The following is a 17,201-nucleotide window of genomic DNA, read 5'->3' on the forward strand; positions in this document are numbered from 1 at the left end:
AATGGAACCACTGGCCAGTCAGTTGCCGATCTATACCAGTACTGCGCGTGCAATTGCCCCGCAGAACAGGTTGATTGCGCCTGAAAGCAGCCAGTTTTCCGCTAACAATCAAAACACAAACCGCAATACCGACCCGCTTCGCAGTGCAGGTTCTACCAATGCGCAACTAAACCGGTCTTTGGGCGGTGCGGGTGAACTTCTTGGTCAGGCATCAAGCGATCTTTCGCGGATTGGCGATGCGCTTGACGAAATTGACGCGCTTGTCACGGTCGCGGAAGAAAACAGTGATCTGTCCACACAGCAACGCGCACAGTTAAACGCACAGATCGAAGATTATCTGACCCGGATCGACGATATTGCAGCCAATAGCAATTTTGAGGGCCGCGATCTTCTGGCATCGGATCAGACGATTACGTTGCAGGTTGGCAGCGGTACATCATCAGACAATCGTATTGATGTGGAGTTGTCGGCGTCGAGTTCCGAAGATCTGGCGACCGGCCTTTCAGCGATAAATGTTTCCGACAGTACGGGCGTTTCCAATGCGCGTGCGCTGGTTGACGAGGCGCAGCAAGCGCTTCGTGAGCGCGAGATTTCCGTTTCTGCTGATCAGGGAAGTTTGCGAACTGCGCAGGACCAGAACCGCGTTTCGCAGGTCGCAGGTGAAAACATTGTTCAGGCGCAACTGGCGGCATCGGCATCATCTGGTCGCGAGGATGCGCAGGCAAACATTGCGCAAAACCTGCAGGCCTATCTTGGCGATATTTCCGCACAGCTTGCCAATCAGACAGTTGCGGTGGGTGGTATTGCCTTGCCAGAGCCGCGCCCTGATCCTGTGCCCGAACAGGAAGAAGATCCGTTCTTCGATCCGACCGCAGAAGATGACGATCCGAGCCAATCACAAGACTTCCTTGGTCAAGCTGTTCCAGACAGCGGAACATCCCGGCCTTTGGCGACCACCGGATTTGGCGGATATGACAGCGATGGCAATGGAACATCGGGCGGCAGTGGTACTGCGGATCGTCCGACCAATCGGATTTCTGTCGAAGCGTGAGCCTGATCGGAGTTTCCGAATTGGTCAGCAGGAAGGCGTATTATCCTTCGACATTCTCGCCTTCGTAGATACCCCAGAAACCGTGGCGGGGCGCCCAGCCTTCGAAATCACCAAACCGCAACTGACACCAATCGACCGTCGCCGGGCAGTCTTCGATGCGGCCAATCACACTTGCCGAGACCAGCGCAATCTTGCGGGCATTCTTGTCGGCGGCGGAATAAAGCGTGATGTTTTCATCGGTCACGATGACGTGGCGCGACCCGATCAGAAGGCTTTGATGAACCCAGCCTTCGCTGCCTTCCCAGTCACGCACCTTGCGCCAGGTATCGAATTCCGACACCACTTCCATCGGCATATTGCGCCGGTGATAAATCCAGACTTTCGGGTATCGCAGGCCGGGGCCAGAGCGTAAAAATACCTTGTCAGAGCGCAGCGCGACAAATCGCGGGATCGGCAGGCCCGATTCCTGTGCGCTGGCCACGATCGGAGCGGTCAGACTGCCAAGAATCGCCAAGGCCATGAAGCGATACAGAAATTTGCGCAAAACCTGCGGCATCTTGTTGGTATTCCTTCATTTATTCCATTTGCGCTGGTTTTGTAATAATTCGCTGTTGCGAAATAAAATTACAAAAAGTGCGTCAAAATTCTTGCTTTTGTACCTTTCGGCATGGCATCACTGCACTGCGGCAGGGCACAAAAATGCACCATGCCTTATTTTGTCTGAAAAAGAGTTAAAAGACCGCATAGGATCGGCACATGACCAAGAAAAAACCGCTTGTCGTCGTGACCCGGAAACTGCCGGAAGCGATTGAAACCCGCATGATGGAACTGTTTGACGCGCGTCTGAATATCGATGATGCGCCGATGAGCAAGCAGGAACTGATTGATGCGGTCAAGGAAGCCGATGTGCTGGTGCCAACCGTCACCGACAAAATCGATGCGGCGGTCCTGGCCCATGCGGGCCCCAATCTGCGCCTGATTGCCAATTTCGGCACCGGTGTCGATCATGTCGATCTGCAAACTGCCCGTTCGCGTGGCATTACGGTCACCAACACACCCGATGTCCTGACCGAGGATACCGCGGATATGACCATGGCGCTGATCCTGTCGGTATCGCGCCGCCTGGCAGAGGGTGAGCGCCTTATTCGCAAGGGCGAATGGGCGGGCTGGGGCCCGACGCTTATGCTCGGTCATCGCATCTGGGGTAAGCGCCTTGGCATTGTCGGCATGGGCCGTATCGGCCGTGCACTGGCACGCCGGGCAAAGGGGTTTGGCCTTTCGGTGCATTACCATAACCGTCGCCGTGTGCATCCTGATATCGAAGAAGAACTGGATGCGACCTATTGGGAAAGCCTTGATCAGATGCTGGCCCATGTTGACGTCATTTCGGTCAACTGCCCGCATACGCCTGCGACCTATCATTTGTTGTCGGCGCGTCGCCTTAAACTGATGCAGCCGCATGCCATTCTGGTCAACACCGCACGCGGCGAAATCGTTGATGAACCGGCCCTGACCCGGATGCTGGCCGATGGTGAAATCGCCGGTGCCGGACTGGACGTGTTTGAACACGAACCGGCGGTGAACCCGAAGCTTCTGGAACTGCAAAACGCGGTTCTGTTGCCCCATATGGGATCGGCCACCATCGAAGGCCGCGTTGACATGGGCGAAAAGGTCCTGATCAACATCAAGACGTTTGTCGACGGTCACACGCCACCAGATCGCGTGATCGAAGGACTGCTGTAGGCCGCTTTCCATAATGATTTCAAAGGGGTGATGGCGCGTATATCACCCCTTTTTTCATACACTCCCCATATGTGGATGGTGTGATGAGCCCATTACCGGCATTTTCCCAGGCATTAAACCAAACCGGTTTCAATTTCGGGATGTGCACAAATGGTAAGACGGCCAAAAACGCTTGTTGCTGATCTGGGTGTCGCGACCCCGGCAAATGATGATGTCGCGGCCGGGCTTGCAACACGCGAAGTCGTCTTGCACGGGCCATGCGTGGTATCAGGCATCCAAAGCCGTCACGCCGAAGAGATTGTCTTTGTGCGTTCCGGAACCGTCCTGGTCAGTGATGGCGACGGGAATGTATATGAAAGCCACTACGGCTGCATTTCGGTCCTTCAGGGGCAGCGTTACCATCTTCATGTCAATGCCGGCCAAACCGCCAAACTTTTGATCCTTGCTGTGCCCTCTGTTCAGGATCCGGAACAGTTTTCTGCCTTGCAGATCGCCAAAACCAAAGTTCGCGATATGATCCTGCGCGAGAAGCTTAAGTGACCTGTAAGCACCTACCTGAGGGTGCGATGATCCTTTCTCCTGACAATTCCTGACAGCAGATACGTGCCAATGTGCATTGGGCGTTTCTTTCTGATCCGTGCTTGTTTATGACTGTTGCATATCACGCATAAACAACACGGGGTCATCATGAGTTTGATCTTTGACGCGCCTGCACCGACGACCATTCCGGTTCAGGGCACCGACGACGTTTTCCCGGTAAATCGCATTTTCTGCATCGGCAAAAACTATGCCGAGCATGTCCGCGAAATGGGTTCCGATCCTTCGGACACGCCGCCTTGTGTCTTTATGAAGCCTACGGACTGCCTTGTGGTCGGAAATGGTGATTTGTCCTATCCGTCGGGCACGGAAGATCTGCATTACGAGGGCGAACTGGTGGCTGCGCTTTCCAAGGGGGGCAAGGATCTGGATCGTGCCGCCGTTGAAGATGCGATTTTTGGCTATGCCGCCGGTCTTGATATGACGCGCCGCGATGTTCAGGCTGGTCTCAAGGACCGTCGCCTGCCATGGGATATGGCAAAATCCTTTGATGGCTGTGCGGCCATTTCCGCCATCAAGCCCAAGGCCGATGCAGGCAATCCGCATGGCACGAACCTGAAATTGTCGGTCAATGGCGATGTGCGCCAGAACGACACCACGGCGAAAATGATCTGGCCGGTGGTGGATGCATTGGTGCATCTGTCGACCCTGATCGAACTGAAACCGGGCGATCTTCTGTTTACCGGAACGCCCGAAGGTGTTGGCCAGGTTGTCCGCGGTGATCGCATGGATCTGGTGATTGCGGATGTCGCGGAACTGTCCGTGACCTTGAAGTAGACCATTGGGGGATCGTGGGGCAGGGGCCCATCCTCAATCGAGCAAAAACGGAGCCCGTTTTGAAAATCGTAAGCTGGAATATCAATTCCGTCCGACTGCGTATTGAACAGGTCATCAAGTTTCTGAATGATCAGCAGCCTGATGTGCTGTGCTTGCAGGAACTGAAATGCCCCGATGAGCATTTCCCGCATGATGCCTTTGAGGCGGCTGGTTATGTTCATCGCCATAATCACGGCATGAAAAGCTATAACGGGGTTGCGATCATATCGCGCCTGCCGTTTGTCGAAACCGACATCAAGCATTTCTGTGGCAAGGAAGATCGCCGCCACTGCATGGTAAAGTTCGAAAATGGCGTCGAGCTTCATAACTTCTATATCCCGGCTGGCGGGGATGAACCCGATCCGGCAATCAATGAAAAGTTTGCCCACAAGCTGTCCTTCATTGATGAAATGACCAACTGGTGGGGGGATCGTCGGGCAACCGATCCCAACCGCAAGGCAGTTCTGGTTGGCGATTTCAACATTGCGCCATCGGAAAATGATGTCTGGTCGCACAAGCAGCTTCTGCGCGTGGTCAGTCACACGCCGGTAGAGGTTGAAATCCTTGAGAAATTCCGCCAATCGGGCGATTTCATCGATGCTGTCCGCGAAGTGGTTCCTGAGCCCGAAAAACTGTTTAGCTGGTGGAGCTATCGCGCACGCGACTGGCGGGCAAGCAACAAGGGCCGTCGACTTGATCATGTCTGGATGACGCCAAACATGGCTGGAACAGTGCGCTCGGCATCGGTTTATGACATTGCCCGGGATTGGGAAAAACCATCGGACCACGCACCCGTTGTGGTGGAATTCAATCTCTGAACATACAGATTATCGGAGAACTCAAAACAGCGGATCAGGGAAGCCTAATCCGCTGTTTTGTCATGTGAAATAACTTGATTGTCTCACTGATCAGCGCAACTCTTCTGGTTGAACGAAACCGGATGCGTCCCCATTTGCACCCTAAGGGGTGAATTTCGCGTATTTTCGGTGAGGCACTACGCAGGAAACGGGCAATGAAAAAGATACTGATTGGTCTGGCCGTGATCATCGTTTTGGTCGTCGGGGCCCTCGTCTATGTTTACGTCAATCTTGATAACATCGTGAAATCCACCATCGAAGAGGCTGGCACGCGTGTGACCCTGGCCGATGTCGCGGTTGAAGGTGTGTCGATCGAGCCGACGCAAAATACCGCGGCGATCAACGGGCTTGTGGTCGGCAATCCGGACGGATTCAACTCCGATTATGCGTTCTCGCTTGGCAATATCTCGGTCCGTCTTGATGGATCGACCCTGACCAGCGACACGATCCGTATCATCGAAGTGGTGGTTGATCAGCCAAGTGTCATTTACGAACTGGGCAATGGCAGTTCAAACATCGCAACCATCCAGCGCAACGTCGAAGCCTTTGTTCAACGTGTTTCCGGTCCGACCGGGGCGGGTGGGGCAGATGGTGACACATCTGGCGACGATGCCGCGGGTGGAACCAAAATCATTATCGACAATGTCTATGTCCGCAACGGTGATGTTGGCGTTTCGGCCGACTTCCTGCAGGGCAAGAAACTGTCTGCCAGCCTGCCGGAAATTCATCTGACCGATGTGGGCAAGGAAGAAGGCGGCGCAACCCCGGCCCAGGTTGCCGGTGAAATCCTGACGGCGATCAACACCGCCGTCTTCAAGGCGGTTTCAAGCTTGAATGTCGATGGCCTGTTGCAGGGCGTCGGTGACCTTGGCAAAGGTGTCGTCGGTGCCGTTGGTGGTGCCGCAAGTGGCGGTGGCACCAAGCTGAAAGAAGGTGCCGATGCGCTTGGTGGCGCGGTCAAGGGACTGTTTGGCGGTTCCTCGGACTAGGTCATCGTATGATCGTCTTGATCTGATGTGATGTTCGGCCCGATGGATTTGTTTTTGTTCCATCGGGCCGCTGTGTTTTTGGCGATAGCGTGATCAAATCAAACAGGCAGGCCGCGAGACCGGATGTCTGTCGATTGTAAATTTTCTCTATCCCACTGCTTTTTTTCATGAATTTGACTTCTATATATCTTGGGTTAGGAATAGTTATATCCACAATCTGTGTTGTCTTGGGGCTTCGACCACGGACGTGAGGTGGATCGAAATTCGGGGTCAGGTCTGTTGATCTGATTATGACAAGAACGGCGTGGAACAGGACGGGCCACAAGGCCCGCCATATGGCCTGACAAGACATTGGGAAAAATGTCGGCAGGGCCGAAAAAAATAGAATGGGATTGGGATCCTGATAGTCGGTCAGATCAAGGAGTAACACCGATGAGAGCCAAACTGCTTGCCGTTGTATCCGCCGCCGCCTTTTTGAGTGCGTGCGCGAACATGAACATTCCCGGAGTGCGTGATATGGCCGACGAAGGATCGGCTTTTGACGCAGCTCTTCACCAGAATTATGCAGACCTTGCCCAGGCAGAATATGACGAGGCTGACTGGGCCGATGCACGTTATTTCACCAACCGTTCAAAGACTGCGGCGATGGGCATGGATTCCGGTCCGCAGGCAATTGCCGAACGTAACCTGCCCGAAGGGTCCGAGGCCGAGGTTGAAGTCGCCCGTTCTGACCTGATGGCGGCCCTTGAGGCCGGTGGTCGTGAAAAGGCTGCCAGTGCTGCCGCACGGGCACAGAGCAGCTTTGATTGCTGGTTGCAGGAACTCGAAGAAAACATCCAGCAGGAAGACATTGATAACTGCCGTTCGGCATTCTATCAGGCATTGGCCATCGTACAGGCCGAACTTGATACCGGCCCGGCCCCGATGGCAGCGATGCCGATGCCGGTTCCGATGAATGTCTATTTCGGGTTCGACAGTGCCGCCATTGATAGCAAGGCGATGTCTGTTGTGAACGGTATTGTCGAGGCCTATGGCAAATATGATCCGAAAATGATCAGCCTTGTTGCCTATGCTGACCGTGCCGGTGATGCAATGTATAATGACATCCTTGCCAAGTCGCGTGTTGATGCGGTGGTCAAGGCATTGCGTGATGCGGGTGTTCCGGCAAGCAAACTTGCAATCAGCATCAGCGGTGAAGCCAATGTACCGGTTTCAACTGCTGACGGCGTGCCCGAACAGGGCAACCGCGTTGTGACGGTTACTTTCGAAGACGGCATGTAAGCACGTCGAACTAAAAAGGGGATTTCATCCATGCGTCTATTGATTGCACTTCTTCTGCCCTGGTTGCTTTTCTTTACCATCGGGCGTCCGATTGCCGGTGTTATCTGCCTGATCTTGCAGATCACGCTGATTGGTTGGGTTCCGGCAGCAATTTGGGCCGTTTATGCGCTCAGCCAGTATAACACCGACAAGAAAATCAGCAGCGCCATGGGTGGCGGTCAGGAATGATTGAAGCCGTTTGCCAAATGGCAAACAGCAACGATCCCGACAATAGAAGGCAGGCTTTCGAGCCTGCCTTTTTCTTTATCTGAGTAGATCCAGATCCTAGAACGCCGGGCAGATTGCCTAGTGCAGTTTACGGCGTACACCGCCGATAAACCGGCCAATCAGCCGGGAAATGATAAACCGGGTCAGAAAAAACGTCACTGCACTGGCAACAGATGGCCAATACCACGCCTGTATTTCCGGGCGCGTACTTTGATCAACCAGCCCGTAAACGATGGCCGCCAATGCCCCTGCTGCCAGAAAAGCCGTGCGACGCCGATAGCGGGCAATAAAAGGACCGAGGAGCCACATCGCCTAGTGCTGTCCGCCACCGATGTCACGTGCAAGACGGGCGGCAAAATCGTCGGTCATCCCTGATACGTAATCGAGAATGACCAGGTAAAGATCATAAAGCGACGCCCCGATGGGCATGGCATCATTGCCGATCAGTTCGCGGACCCGTCCGGTGCGATAGGAAATGTCGGCTTCTGATTGTGCGTGATGCACATCAAGGGCGGTTTTGCAGAATGTCTCGAGCAAGGTTTCAAGATGGGCAAAGGCGCCGACCTCGATCTGGACCTTGCGACGGTTGAGAATGATCTGTTTCTCGGAAAATGACTTGGCCTGCGCGATCAGGTTATTAAAGGGCCCCTTGGCACATGCCAGTAGATCTCCCTTCCATTCGCCAGCCAGAAGCGCCTCCTCGTTGGCGACAAAGGCATCAACCAGTGCATCAAGAACACCGGCAATGATTTTACCCCGCAGGAAGGAAATCTTGCGGCTGACATTGGGTTCACGGTTGTACTCGGCCGGCAGGTCATCAGTGATGCAGGGCAGCAGCATCTTTTCAAGAATAGCGAAATCGACAAGTTCCAGTTCAACGCCGTCCTCGATATCGATCAGGGCATAACAAACATCATCAGCAGCCTCGACCAGATAGACCAGCGGGTGACGGCAAAAGGCCTGATCGCCGGTGCGGATCAATCCGGTGGCATCGGCGACTTCTTCAAGCAGGCCGAATTCCTTTTGAAAGGCGCCGAATTTCTTTTTCTGTGGAAAAGGACTTCCAGCGGCTGACCACGGATACTTCAAGAAGCTTGCCAAGGTCGCATAGGTCAGGCGCATTCCGCCGTCATACAGACCGGTCCGTTTGTTGGTCAGAAGACGGAAACCCTGGGCATTGCCCTCATAAGTCGTCAGATCGGCAAACTGCGCCTCTGTCAGGCCTTCGGTGAATTTCGGGTTTGCGTCGACAAACCATTGGCGGATGGCATATTCCCCGGCATGACCAAAGGGCGGGTTGCCGATATCATGACAAAGTGCCGCTGCCTGCACGATGGCGGCCATATGGTCGGGCTCAATCGCGTCGGGCAGGCTGCCCTTTTCATGCAGGCGGTTTCCAACCATTAACCCCAAAGACCGGGCAACACAGGATACTTCCAGACTGTGGGTCAGGCGGGTGTGGACATTGTCATTTTCCGGCAGCGGATGAACTTGCGTTTTGCGTTGCAAGCGGCGAAAGGCCGCCGAAAAAATGATCCGGTCATAATCCTTGTGAAAATCGGACCGGCCAAATGTACCCACACTGGAATGACGCGACCCAAGCCGAGCTGGAGATAGCAATTGCTGCCAGTTCATCATCGCTGTCATCGTATTTCGCACCTTCCGGTCGGACTTCAGTTCTTGGATATCTGGGAAGTTTATGCCGGGTTTTGGTAAATAAGCATTTTAAATTCTGCACAAAACCAAAAGAAAACGGCGCATCTGATGATGCGCCGTTTTGCAAAGATCGGGCCTGTGGGGCGATTAAGCGCCCAGACCTTTTTCCATTACAAGATCAAGGCGACGGGCAAAGCTGACCGGATCGGGCAGGGCTTCGCCTTCGAGGATACGGGCCTGATCAAGCAACAGCAGGGCTGCGTCATGAAGGATCGGCGCCTTGGCATCCTTGGTGGCAACGTCAGACAGCTTTTTGATCAGGCTGTGCTTCGGATTGATTTCAAGGATACGCGGGCTGATTTCATCGACACGGTTGTGCTGTTTCATCAGGCGTTCCATGCGCAAATCCATGCCCATCTCATCGGCAATCAGACAACAGGCCGAACTGGTCAGGCGATCTGATTCCCGAACGTCCTTGACCCCGGTGCCAAGGGCAACCTTGATCGCGGCAATCAGGGCACTGACCGATGCCTCGTTTGCGGCATCATCCTTTTTCTCGTCCTTGGCGTCATCCTTGTCATCGGACTTGATGTCGTTCAGGTCGGCACCGCCACGGGTAACCGATTTGAAGTCTTTGCCATCAAACTGGCCAACCGACGGCATCCAGAATTCATCAACCGGATCGGTCAGAAGCAGGACTTCAATTCCCTTGGCAGCAAAGCCTTCAAGTTGCGGGCTGCGTTTAAGGGCGTCGATATCCTCGCCACTGATGTAATAGATCGCCTTCTGGCCGTCTTTCATCCGTTCGACATAGTCGGCCAGCGTCGTCCAGCCGTCACCATGGGTCGAACGGAACCGGGCGAGTTTGAGGATGCGGTCACGGTTGGTCTGATCTTCGTACAAACCTTCCTTGACGACCGAGCCGAAGTTTTCCCAGAAGGTTTCATATCCTTCCGCGTCTTTCTTGGCCGCGGTTTCAAGTTCGGACAGGACCTTTTTGGTCAGGCCGTTCTTGATCTTGGTCAGAAGCGGGTGGTCCTGCAACATCTCGCGCGAGACGTTAAGCGGCAGGTCCTGACTGTCGACCACGCCGGATACGAAACGCAGCCACGGCGGCAACAATTCGTTGGCACCTTCGGTGATGAAGACCTTGCGGACATACAGCTTCAGATGGCCTTTGCGCTGCGGATCATAAAGATCGAACGGGCGCATGGTCGGCAGGTAAAGCAGCCCGGTATATTCAATCGCACCTTCGGCCTGATAGTGGATGGTTTTCCACGGATCATCAAAGGCGTGCGAGGTGTGCTTGTAGAATTCCTTGTACTGTTCTTCGGTGATCTCGCTTTTCGGGCGGGTCCAGAGAGCGGATGCCGCGTTCAGCGTTTCATCACCGTCGCCCTTCATCAGGACCACCGGAATGCCGATATGGTCGGAATAGGTTTTGACGATATGACGCAGACGATGTTCGTCTGTGAATTCCTTGTTGTCGTCGGTCAGATGCAGGGTGATCTGCGTGCCGCGGCCTTCCATTTCGGCCTCGGCAATGGTGTATTCACCCTTGCCGTCAGATGACCATTTCCATGCCTGATCATCGCCGGCCTTGCGGCTGACGACTTCGACCTTGTTTGCGACCATAAAGGCGGAATAAAAACCGACCCCGAACTGACCGATCAGATCGACATCCTTGGCGTTGTCGGATTTCGAAACGGCATCAAGGAACTTCGCGGTACCGGAATTGGCAATGGTGCCCAGGTTTTCGACCAGATCTTCCTTGTTCATCCCGATCCCGTTATCGGCAATCGTCAGAACATTACGGACATTATCTGTCAGAAGGCGCACCTTGAAATCGGCATCGCCAGCGAGCAAATCCGGTTTGGCAATCGCTTCATAGCGTAGCTTGTCGCACGCATCCGAGGCGTTGGAGATCAGCTCGCGCAGGAAGATGTCCTTGTTGGAATAAAGCGAGTGGACAACGATATCGAGCAGTCGGCTAACCTCGGCCTCGAACCGCATTTTTTCTTCCGTCATGACCTCTTTTTTCTCCTTTGTTTCAAGCGTCTGTCAGCCTCCTCCGATATTGGCAGAAGGACCGACACCTTAACGGGGTGAACTTTAGATTCAGGACCTGTTAATTTTGCCGCCATGGTCAATCGGATTTGTACGGGTACGAGGAGAAAAACTGCAGGAAGATTGCCATCTTTCAAAGTTTTACGACAAAGTAGTCCGTGCCAATCCGTTTGATCCGTAGGACAACCATTATGTTTGAGAACTCCTGTGTCAAAACCCTTGTCCGGGGAGCCATCCCGCACAGCGGGCTTTTCCTCGGATTTCTCAAACATAATGGTTGCCATGACGACAAAATTAACAGGTCCTGAATCTAAACCGAGCTTGATATGCGTCAACGCATCTTGCAGCGCAAGTCTTGTATCCTAAGTATAAATATAGAGGCTTTAATAACAGGGGCGCACGCCACAGTCTTGAAGCGTTCCCGAAAGTTCCCGAGCAGCAAAAGTGCTAGGGTAATCGGCAGGGTGCAACGCCCTGTCTTGCGTCCAAGGCTTTACACAGGAGGCCGTACCATGAAGGTTCCCGTTCAAATCACCTACCGTGATGTTGATCAGTCTGATGCGCTGGACGAGCGCATTCGTTTCAAGGTGCAAAAACTGGAAGAAACCTTCGATCGCATGACCAGTTGTCATGTTGTAGTGGAACGCCCGCAGGCATCGCATAACCATGGAAACCGTTTTGCCGTGCATTTCGGCATTAATGTGCCGGGCAAGGAAATCATGGTGAAGCGCGACAGTGCTGACCATGCCCATGAGGATGTCTATATCGCGCTGAAAAACAGTTTTCAGGCTGCACGTCGACAGCTCAAGGAATATGCCGACAAGATGCGCAACCACTAAGGTTACTGAATAGGTTTGAAAAGGCAGGCGGGGCGACCGGATGGTCGCCCCGCTTTGTCGTGTGGTGGCACGAGGTGGTTGGAAAATGTATCAGCCCGACACCGCCGGGGTTGGGGCAGTTAAACAGTGCCGGACTGATACAGGGGTGAAGCGACCGGGGAAGTCGCTTCAGCCACGGAGAGAACGCGCGTTATGCAATCGCCTCAAGAAGATGGTGTTTGCCTTGCGGGTAACGCGCATCGCGTAACGCACCAGCCCACCATTTGAAATCGGTCATCATGTGATGAAGGGCGTTATTCGTACCTTCGAGGTCTTTTGGGCGACCGGTATCATCGAACTTGTCCCAGGCTTGGGCGAAGCTTATGACATCGCGCATGGTCACCGCGTGCAATTCGGCAAAGACAAGACGCAATTGTTCAACCGCGCGCAGGCCACCTGACATGCCGCCATAGGATACAAACCCGACGGGTTTGCGTTTCCATTGGTGTTTGGCGGCATCGATCAGAAGCTTTAGCTCGCCGGTAAAGCTGTGATTGTATTCCGGGGTGACGACGACAAAACCATCGGCCTCAGCCAAGGCAGTGTGAAAATGCGCGACCGCAGGGTGTTCAGCGCCAACATGGGCCGCAGGCAGGTTCAAAACAGCGGGATCAATCGTATCAACCGACAGATCCTGATCGGATTTCAGGGTTTCAACGACCCAGGTCCCGACCGTATCGCAAAAGCGGCCTTCGCGCGCACTGCCATAGATGACGGCGATATTAAATGTCTCTTTCACGGCGTTCTCTCCTTGCCAATTTCGCTTCAATGCGTAAGGTTCTAAAACCTCAACTAATGTTAAGGTCAAGCGCGTTTTGGAACTTTTTCAAATCAGGCAAGGGGAGCAGGGAAAATGGCAGAAAAAGGCGTGTTGCAGCGCTATCTGAGTGTTGGAGAAGTCGCAAGTCGTTGCGGTATTGCCGTTTCGGCGGTGCATTTTTATGAACGCAAAGGTTTGATCAGCTCGATCCGGACCGACGGCAACCAGCGCCGTTTTCATCGTGGCGTGTTGCGCAAGCTTGCCATCATCAAGGTCGCGCAGAAAACAGGTATTCCGCTGTCGGAAATCGGTGCGGCGCTCGATAAACTGCCCCCCAATACCGTGCCGACCATCAAAGACTGGGAAAAGCTTTCCTCGCAATGGCGCGATGATTTGAACGAACGGATCGAACAATTGACCCGTTTGCGCGATCAGCTGGGCAAATGCATCGGTTGTGGTTGCCTGTCGATTTCCGCATGCCCGCTATACAACCCCGGAGACACCCTTGGCAGTGATGGCCCGGGGGCAAGATTGCTTGAACTCACGGAAGAATAGGCGGGTTTGCGTGGTATCAGCGGTTTGGGCCGCGATACGCCAGTTTGATGCGCCTTGCGACGGCAGGCAGAAAGCTTGACATGGCGCTGGTTCGCGTGTTGAAAGGCCCAATGATTGCGATGGCCCGGATCATTGGGCTGTCGATTGGAAAAGTTTGATGCAGATTTCAACCCGAACCGGTCCTCGTATCCTTGCCATATTGGGGCCGACCAACACCGGCAAGACCCATCTCGCCATGGAACGGATGTTGGCACATACGACCGGGATGATCGGGTTCCCGTTACGGCTTCTGGCGCGCGAAAACTATGACCGCGCGGTCGCCAAGGTCGGCAAGGGCGCGGTGGCATTGATCACCGGCGAAGAACGTATTCTTCCGAAAACAGCGCGCTATTTCCTGTGCACGGTCGAGGCCATGCCGGTCGCCAAGCAGGTCGACTTCCTGGCGATTGATGAAATCCAGATGTGTGCGGACCCGGAACGCGGTCACGTCTTTACCGACCGGCTTTTGCATGCGCGGGGACGCCATGAAACCATGTTCATGGGGGCGGAAACCATTCGTCCGGTGATCCGTAAGCTGGTTGATAATGTCGAATTTGATCGCCGGGAGCGGTTTTCGACTCTGACCTATAACGGGGCCAAGAAAATCCAGCGCCTGCCAGCCCAGTCGGCGGTGGTGACGTTTTCAGCCCAGGAAGTTTACGCCGTTGCCGAACTGGTGCGCCGTCAAAAGGGCGGGGCGGCTGTGGTGCTTGGCGCACTAAGCCCGCGCACGCGTAACGCCCAGGTCGAGATGTTCCAGAATGGCGAGGTCGAACATCTGATTGCGACGGACGCAATCGGCATGGGGTTAAACCTTGATCTCAACCACGTGGCCTTTGCCGCGATGAGCAAGTTTGACGGCAAGTTCAATCGTGGCCTGACCGCGGCTGAAACCGCGCAGATTGCCGGTCGTGCCGGACGTCACATGAATGATGGCACGTTCGGGGTGACGGGAAATCTTTCGGGGATTGATCCCGACATTATCGAACAAATCGAAGAACACGAGTTCGAGCCGCTTGCAAAAGTGTTCTGGCGCAACGCGCGACTTGATTTTCGCACCGTGGATGCGCTGCAAAAATCGCTGCGCCGGCGGTCGGATGATCCGACCCTTATTTTGGCGCGCGAACCGGTTGATGAGATCATGCTTGATCATCTGGCGCGCAACGAGGATGTCGCACGCATCGCAACCGCCCCGGATCGGGTGCAATTATTGTGGGAAATCTGCCAGATTCCCGACTTCAGAAATATCCATACCGATGCCCATCCGAGGCTGCTAACATCTATCTATCGCTATCTTGCGAAACCCGGAAGCAAACTGCCCATTGACTGGTTGGGCGAACAAATCTTGCGTCTGGATCGTTATGATGGTGATATTGACCAGTTGTCATCACGTTTGGCAGGTATTCGCGTCTGGACATATGTATCGCATAAGCATCACTGGCTCGAAGATGCCAATCATTGGCAGGAACGCACGCGGGCCATTGAGGACAAGCTCTCAGATGTGCTACATGAACGCCTGACCCAAAGGTTCGTTGACAGACGGACCTCGGTTTTATTGAAAAGTCTCAAGGACAAGTCTGAACTCATGTCTACCATCACTGCGAATGGTGAAGTACAGGTCGAAGGTGAATTTGTCGGCCGTCTTGACGGATTCCGTTTCATTGCTGATGAAACCGATGCTGCTTTTGAAGGCAAGGCGATTGCCAGTGCCGCACGTCGCGCGTTGAGTGGCGAAATCGCCCAACGTGTTAAACAACTTGAAACTGACGAAGACGACAAGTTCGCAGTAAACGGCCAGCTTCAGGTGCTGTGGAACGGTTCGCCGGTTGGTGTACTGAAAAAAGGGGAGACGGTTCTGTCACCCGAAGTTCAGGTCATCGACAGCGAGTTCTTTGACGGTCCGACCCGCGAACGGGTACGCACCCGTCTGCAGAATTTCATCAATTCCCATATCGAAACGCGCCTTAAAATGCTGACCCGTCTGCGCGACTGTCAGCTGTCCGGGCCGATTCGCGGACTTTTGTTCCAGTTGAACGAAGGTCTGGGCTGTGTGCCGCGTTCGGAACTCGAAAGTCTGGTCAAGGACCTGTCGGACGAAGACCGCAAGGCACTTGCCAAGCTTGGCGTGCGTCTGGGTGTTGAAACCGTCCATGTGCTTGATGCGCTCAAACCGGACCCGGTTGAGCTGCGCGGCATTCTGTGGGCGGTTGCACGTGAACTTGACGCCCTTCCGGAACTGCCGCCGGCAGGCCGGACATCGGTTCCCAATGACCGTGCGAATTCCAAGGGCTTCTATCTGGCTGCCGGTTACATGCCGGTTGGCCCGCTTGCCGCGCGTGTCGACATGCTTGAACGTTTTGCCGCCCTTCTGCGTCAGAAGGCGCGTGAAAACGATGGCAAGGTGCGCCCGGATCCTGATCTGCTGTCGCTTTTGGGCTGCACAGTCGAACAGGCCGAAGGTGTGTTCACCGCCCTTGGCTGGCGCGCCGAGGTAACCAAGGTCAAGAAATCCGAGCTTGAAGCCAAGGAAGCCGAGAAAAAGGCCGAAGAAGCTGCCAAGGCAGCAAAGCCTGAAGCGGGCAAAGCCGAAGCTGAAACCGCAGAGGTTTCCGAGGCGGCTGCAACCGACGCCAAGGCTGATGCCCCGGCTGAGGAACCAGCAGCACCGGCAGAAGCAAAGGCAGAACCGGCAGAGGTTGCTGCCGATGCGTCGGCAGAAGCAACTTCGGAAACGCCGGCGGTTGAAACCGATGCCGATGGTGACGAGCTGGTCGAAGTCAAATACTTCGTCCGTGTTGATCGTCGCAAACGCGGTGGCGGACAGAACCGTGGTCAGCGCGGCCCGCGTCAGGAAGCCCGTGGCGGCGGCAAAGGTGGCCCGAAAGGCAAGGGCGGCAATCGTCCGAACCAGGGTGGCAAAGGTGGCCGCGGTGGCAAGCCCGGTGGTGGCCGCAATCAGGCGCCGGAAAAAGCCAACCAGATCAATGAAGATTCGCCGTTTGCCAAGCTTAAGGAAATGCTTGAAGCCAAGGGCTGATTGTTTCAGATATCATGTATCGAGCGGCGACCCTTGTGGGTCGCCGTTCTGCTTTCCAACTGTATAATATCCCGTTGATTTCAGGAAATCGGTGGCCGTGAAGGAACAGGCAGAGAAGCTTCGTATTGATAAATGGCTTTGGCATGCGCGGTTTTACAAAACCAGATCGCTTGCCAGCAAGGCATGCCAAGCCGGGCATATTGTTCTGAATGGTCAGTCGGTTTCCAAGGCCAGCGTCACGGTGGTTGCCGGTGATCGCCTGCAATTCTTTCAGGGGCCGCACCTGCGCGTTGTCGAGGTTGTCGCCCTTGGTGAACGACGCGGCCCAGCGCCGGAGGCCCAGGCGCTTTATGCTGATCATTCCCCGCCACGAACACCCAAAAAAGAAGTGGCGTCCGATATCCGTACCGCACCCTTGGCCGAACGCGATGCGGGGGCAGGGCGCCCGACAAAGGCAGAACGTCGCGCACTTGATCGTTTGCGCGGTGATGGCAGTAATGAATAATATATACTGGTATCGCTAATATATATCCGATAACTGACCCGCGCCCGTTTACACGGGGCGGAATGGATCACATCAGGTTGTAATCCCGGCACGATTTTCTTGC

At 54.6% G+C, this 17,201-nt stretch carries 17 protein-coding genes; 12 read left to right on the plus strand and 5 right to left on the minus strand.

All coding sequences use genetic code 11. The features are described from left to right. Position 1 precedes the first annotated feature (1 nt). Positions 2-1,051, plus strand: coding sequence for a flagellin N-terminal helical domain-containing protein (locus WBY09_RS16120; RefSeq protein ID WP_336233279.1), 1,050 nt, complete (start codon positions 2-4; stop codon positions 1,049-1,051). Between the two features lie 40 nt (positions 1,052-1,091). On the opposite strand, the gene WBY09_RS16125 is transcribed toward WBY09_RS16120, so the two are convergent. Further along, on the minus strand, positions 1,092-1,607 hold the full coding sequence (locus tag WBY09_RS16125; protein WP_008890070.1) for an SH3 domain-containing protein: 516 nt from the start codon (positions 1,605-1,607) through the stop codon (positions 1,092-1,094). A 200-nt stretch (positions 1,608-1,807) separates the two neighbouring features. On the opposite strand from WBY09_RS16125, the gene WBY09_RS16130 reads away from it, so the two are divergent. The 7 genes from WBY09_RS16130 (at position 1,808) to WBY09_RS16160 (ending at position 7,562) form a co-directional block, all read left to right on the plus strand. After that, entirely contained in the window at positions 1,808-2,794 is a 987-nt protein-coding gene (locus tag WBY09_RS16130; protein WP_008890071.1) for a 2-hydroxyacid dehydrogenase, read from the plus strand. 150 nt (positions 2,795-2,944) lie between these two features. Then, positions 2,945-3,334, plus strand: coding sequence for a hypothetical protein (locus WBY09_RS16135; protein ID WP_336233280.1), 390 nt, complete (start codon positions 2,945-2,947; stop codon positions 3,332-3,334). A 147-nt stretch (positions 3,335-3,481) separates the two neighbouring features. Continuing rightward, positions 3,482-4,168 carry a fumarylacetoacetate hydrolase family protein gene (locus WBY09_RS16140; RefSeq protein ID WP_336233281.1) on the plus strand — a complete coding sequence of 229 codons (687 nt, stop codon included), beginning with the start codon at positions 3,482-3,484 and terminating at the stop codon, positions 4,166-4,168. Positions 4,169-4,227: 59 nt separating this feature from the next. Continuing rightward, complete coding sequence (xth, locus tag WBY09_RS16145) at positions 4,228-5,025, plus strand: exodeoxyribonuclease III (protein ID WP_336233282.1); 798 nt, start codon at positions 4,228-4,230, stop codon at positions 5,023-5,025. Between the two features lie 161 nt (positions 5,026-5,186). Beyond that, entirely contained in the window at positions 5,187-6,053 is an 867-nt protein-coding gene (locus WBY09_RS16150; protein WP_443082668.1) for a DUF748 domain-containing protein, read from the plus strand. A gap of 432 nt (positions 6,054-6,485) precedes the next feature. After that, the gene (locus WBY09_RS16155; protein WP_064782449.1) at positions 6,486-7,334 is read left to right on the plus strand and encodes an OmpA family protein; all 849 of its coding nucleotides are present in this window, start codon (positions 6,486-6,488) and stop codon (positions 7,332-7,334) included. A 30-nt stretch (positions 7,335-7,364) separates the two neighbouring features. Further along, the gene (locus tag WBY09_RS16160) at positions 7,365-7,562 is read left to right on the plus strand and encodes a YqaE/Pmp3 family membrane protein (RefSeq protein ID WP_008890077.1); all 198 of its coding nucleotides are present in this window, start codon (positions 7,365-7,367) and stop codon (positions 7,560-7,562) included. A gap of 117 nt (positions 7,563-7,679) precedes the next feature. Here WBY09_RS16160 and WBY09_RS16165 read toward each other — a convergent pair whose 3' ends face one another. From WBY09_RS16165 to htpG, 3 genes are all read right to left on the minus strand, one after another. Continuing rightward, a complete protein-coding gene (locus WBY09_RS16165; RefSeq protein ID WP_296992618.1) occupies positions 7,680-7,910 on the minus strand; it encodes a hypothetical protein in 231 nt (76 codons plus the stop codon). A 3-nt stretch (positions 7,911-7,913) separates the two neighbouring features. Further along, positions 7,914-9,248 carry a deoxyguanosinetriphosphate triphosphohydrolase gene (locus WBY09_RS16170; RefSeq protein WP_336233287.1) on the minus strand — a complete coding sequence of 445 codons (1,335 nt, stop codon included), beginning with the start codon at positions 9,246-9,248 and terminating at the stop codon, positions 7,914-7,916. A gap of 156 nt (positions 9,249-9,404) precedes the next feature. Then, complete coding sequence (htpG, locus tag WBY09_RS16175) at positions 9,405-11,285, minus strand: molecular chaperone HtpG (protein WP_336233288.1); 1,881 nt, start codon at positions 11,283-11,285, stop codon at positions 9,405-9,407. A gap of 551 nt (positions 11,286-11,836) precedes the next feature. On the opposite strand from htpG, the gene WBY09_RS16180 reads away from it, so the two are divergent. Then, complete coding sequence (locus WBY09_RS16180; RefSeq protein WP_008890082.1) at positions 11,837-12,163, plus strand: HPF/RaiA family ribosome-associated protein; 327 nt, start codon at positions 11,837-11,839, stop codon at positions 12,161-12,163. 190 nt (positions 12,164-12,353) lie between these two features. Here the strand turns inward: WBY09_RS16180 and WBY09_RS16185 are convergent, their stop codons facing one another. After that, positions 12,354-12,941, minus strand: a complete 588-nt coding sequence (locus WBY09_RS16185; RefSeq protein ID WP_336233289.1) for an NADPH-dependent FMN reductase — start codon at positions 12,939-12,941, stop codon at positions 12,354-12,356. Positions 12,942-13,055: 114 nt separating this feature from the next. Here WBY09_RS16185 and soxR point away from each other — a divergent pair, with 114 nt between their 5' ends. The 3 genes from soxR to WBY09_RS16200 all read left to right on the plus strand — a co-directional run bounded on the left by soxR (position 13,056) and on the right by WBY09_RS16200 (position 17,098). Next, positions 13,056-13,517: a redox-sensitive transcriptional activator SoxR gene (soxR, locus tag WBY09_RS16190; RefSeq protein WP_197146768.1), complete on the plus strand. Its 462-nt coding sequence runs from the start codon at positions 13,056-13,058 to the stop codon at positions 13,515-13,517. Positions 13,518-13,674: 157 nt separating this feature from the next. Further along, positions 13,675-16,593, plus strand: a complete 2,919-nt coding sequence (locus tag WBY09_RS16195; RefSeq protein ID WP_336233291.1) for a helicase-related protein — start codon at positions 13,675-13,677, stop codon at positions 16,591-16,593. Between the two features lie 97 nt (positions 16,594-16,690). Beyond that, complete coding sequence (locus WBY09_RS16200) at positions 16,691-17,098, plus strand: RNA-binding S4 domain-containing protein (RefSeq protein ID WP_064788983.1); 408 nt, start codon at positions 16,691-16,693, stop codon at positions 17,096-17,098. Positions 17,099-17,201: the final 103 nt, after the last annotated feature.

The organism is Thalassospira sp. CH_XMU1458, from assembly GCF_037027205.1.
GTDB lineage: Bacteria > Pseudomonadota > Alphaproteobacteria > Rhodospirillales > Thalassospiraceae > Thalassospira > Thalassospira tepidiphila.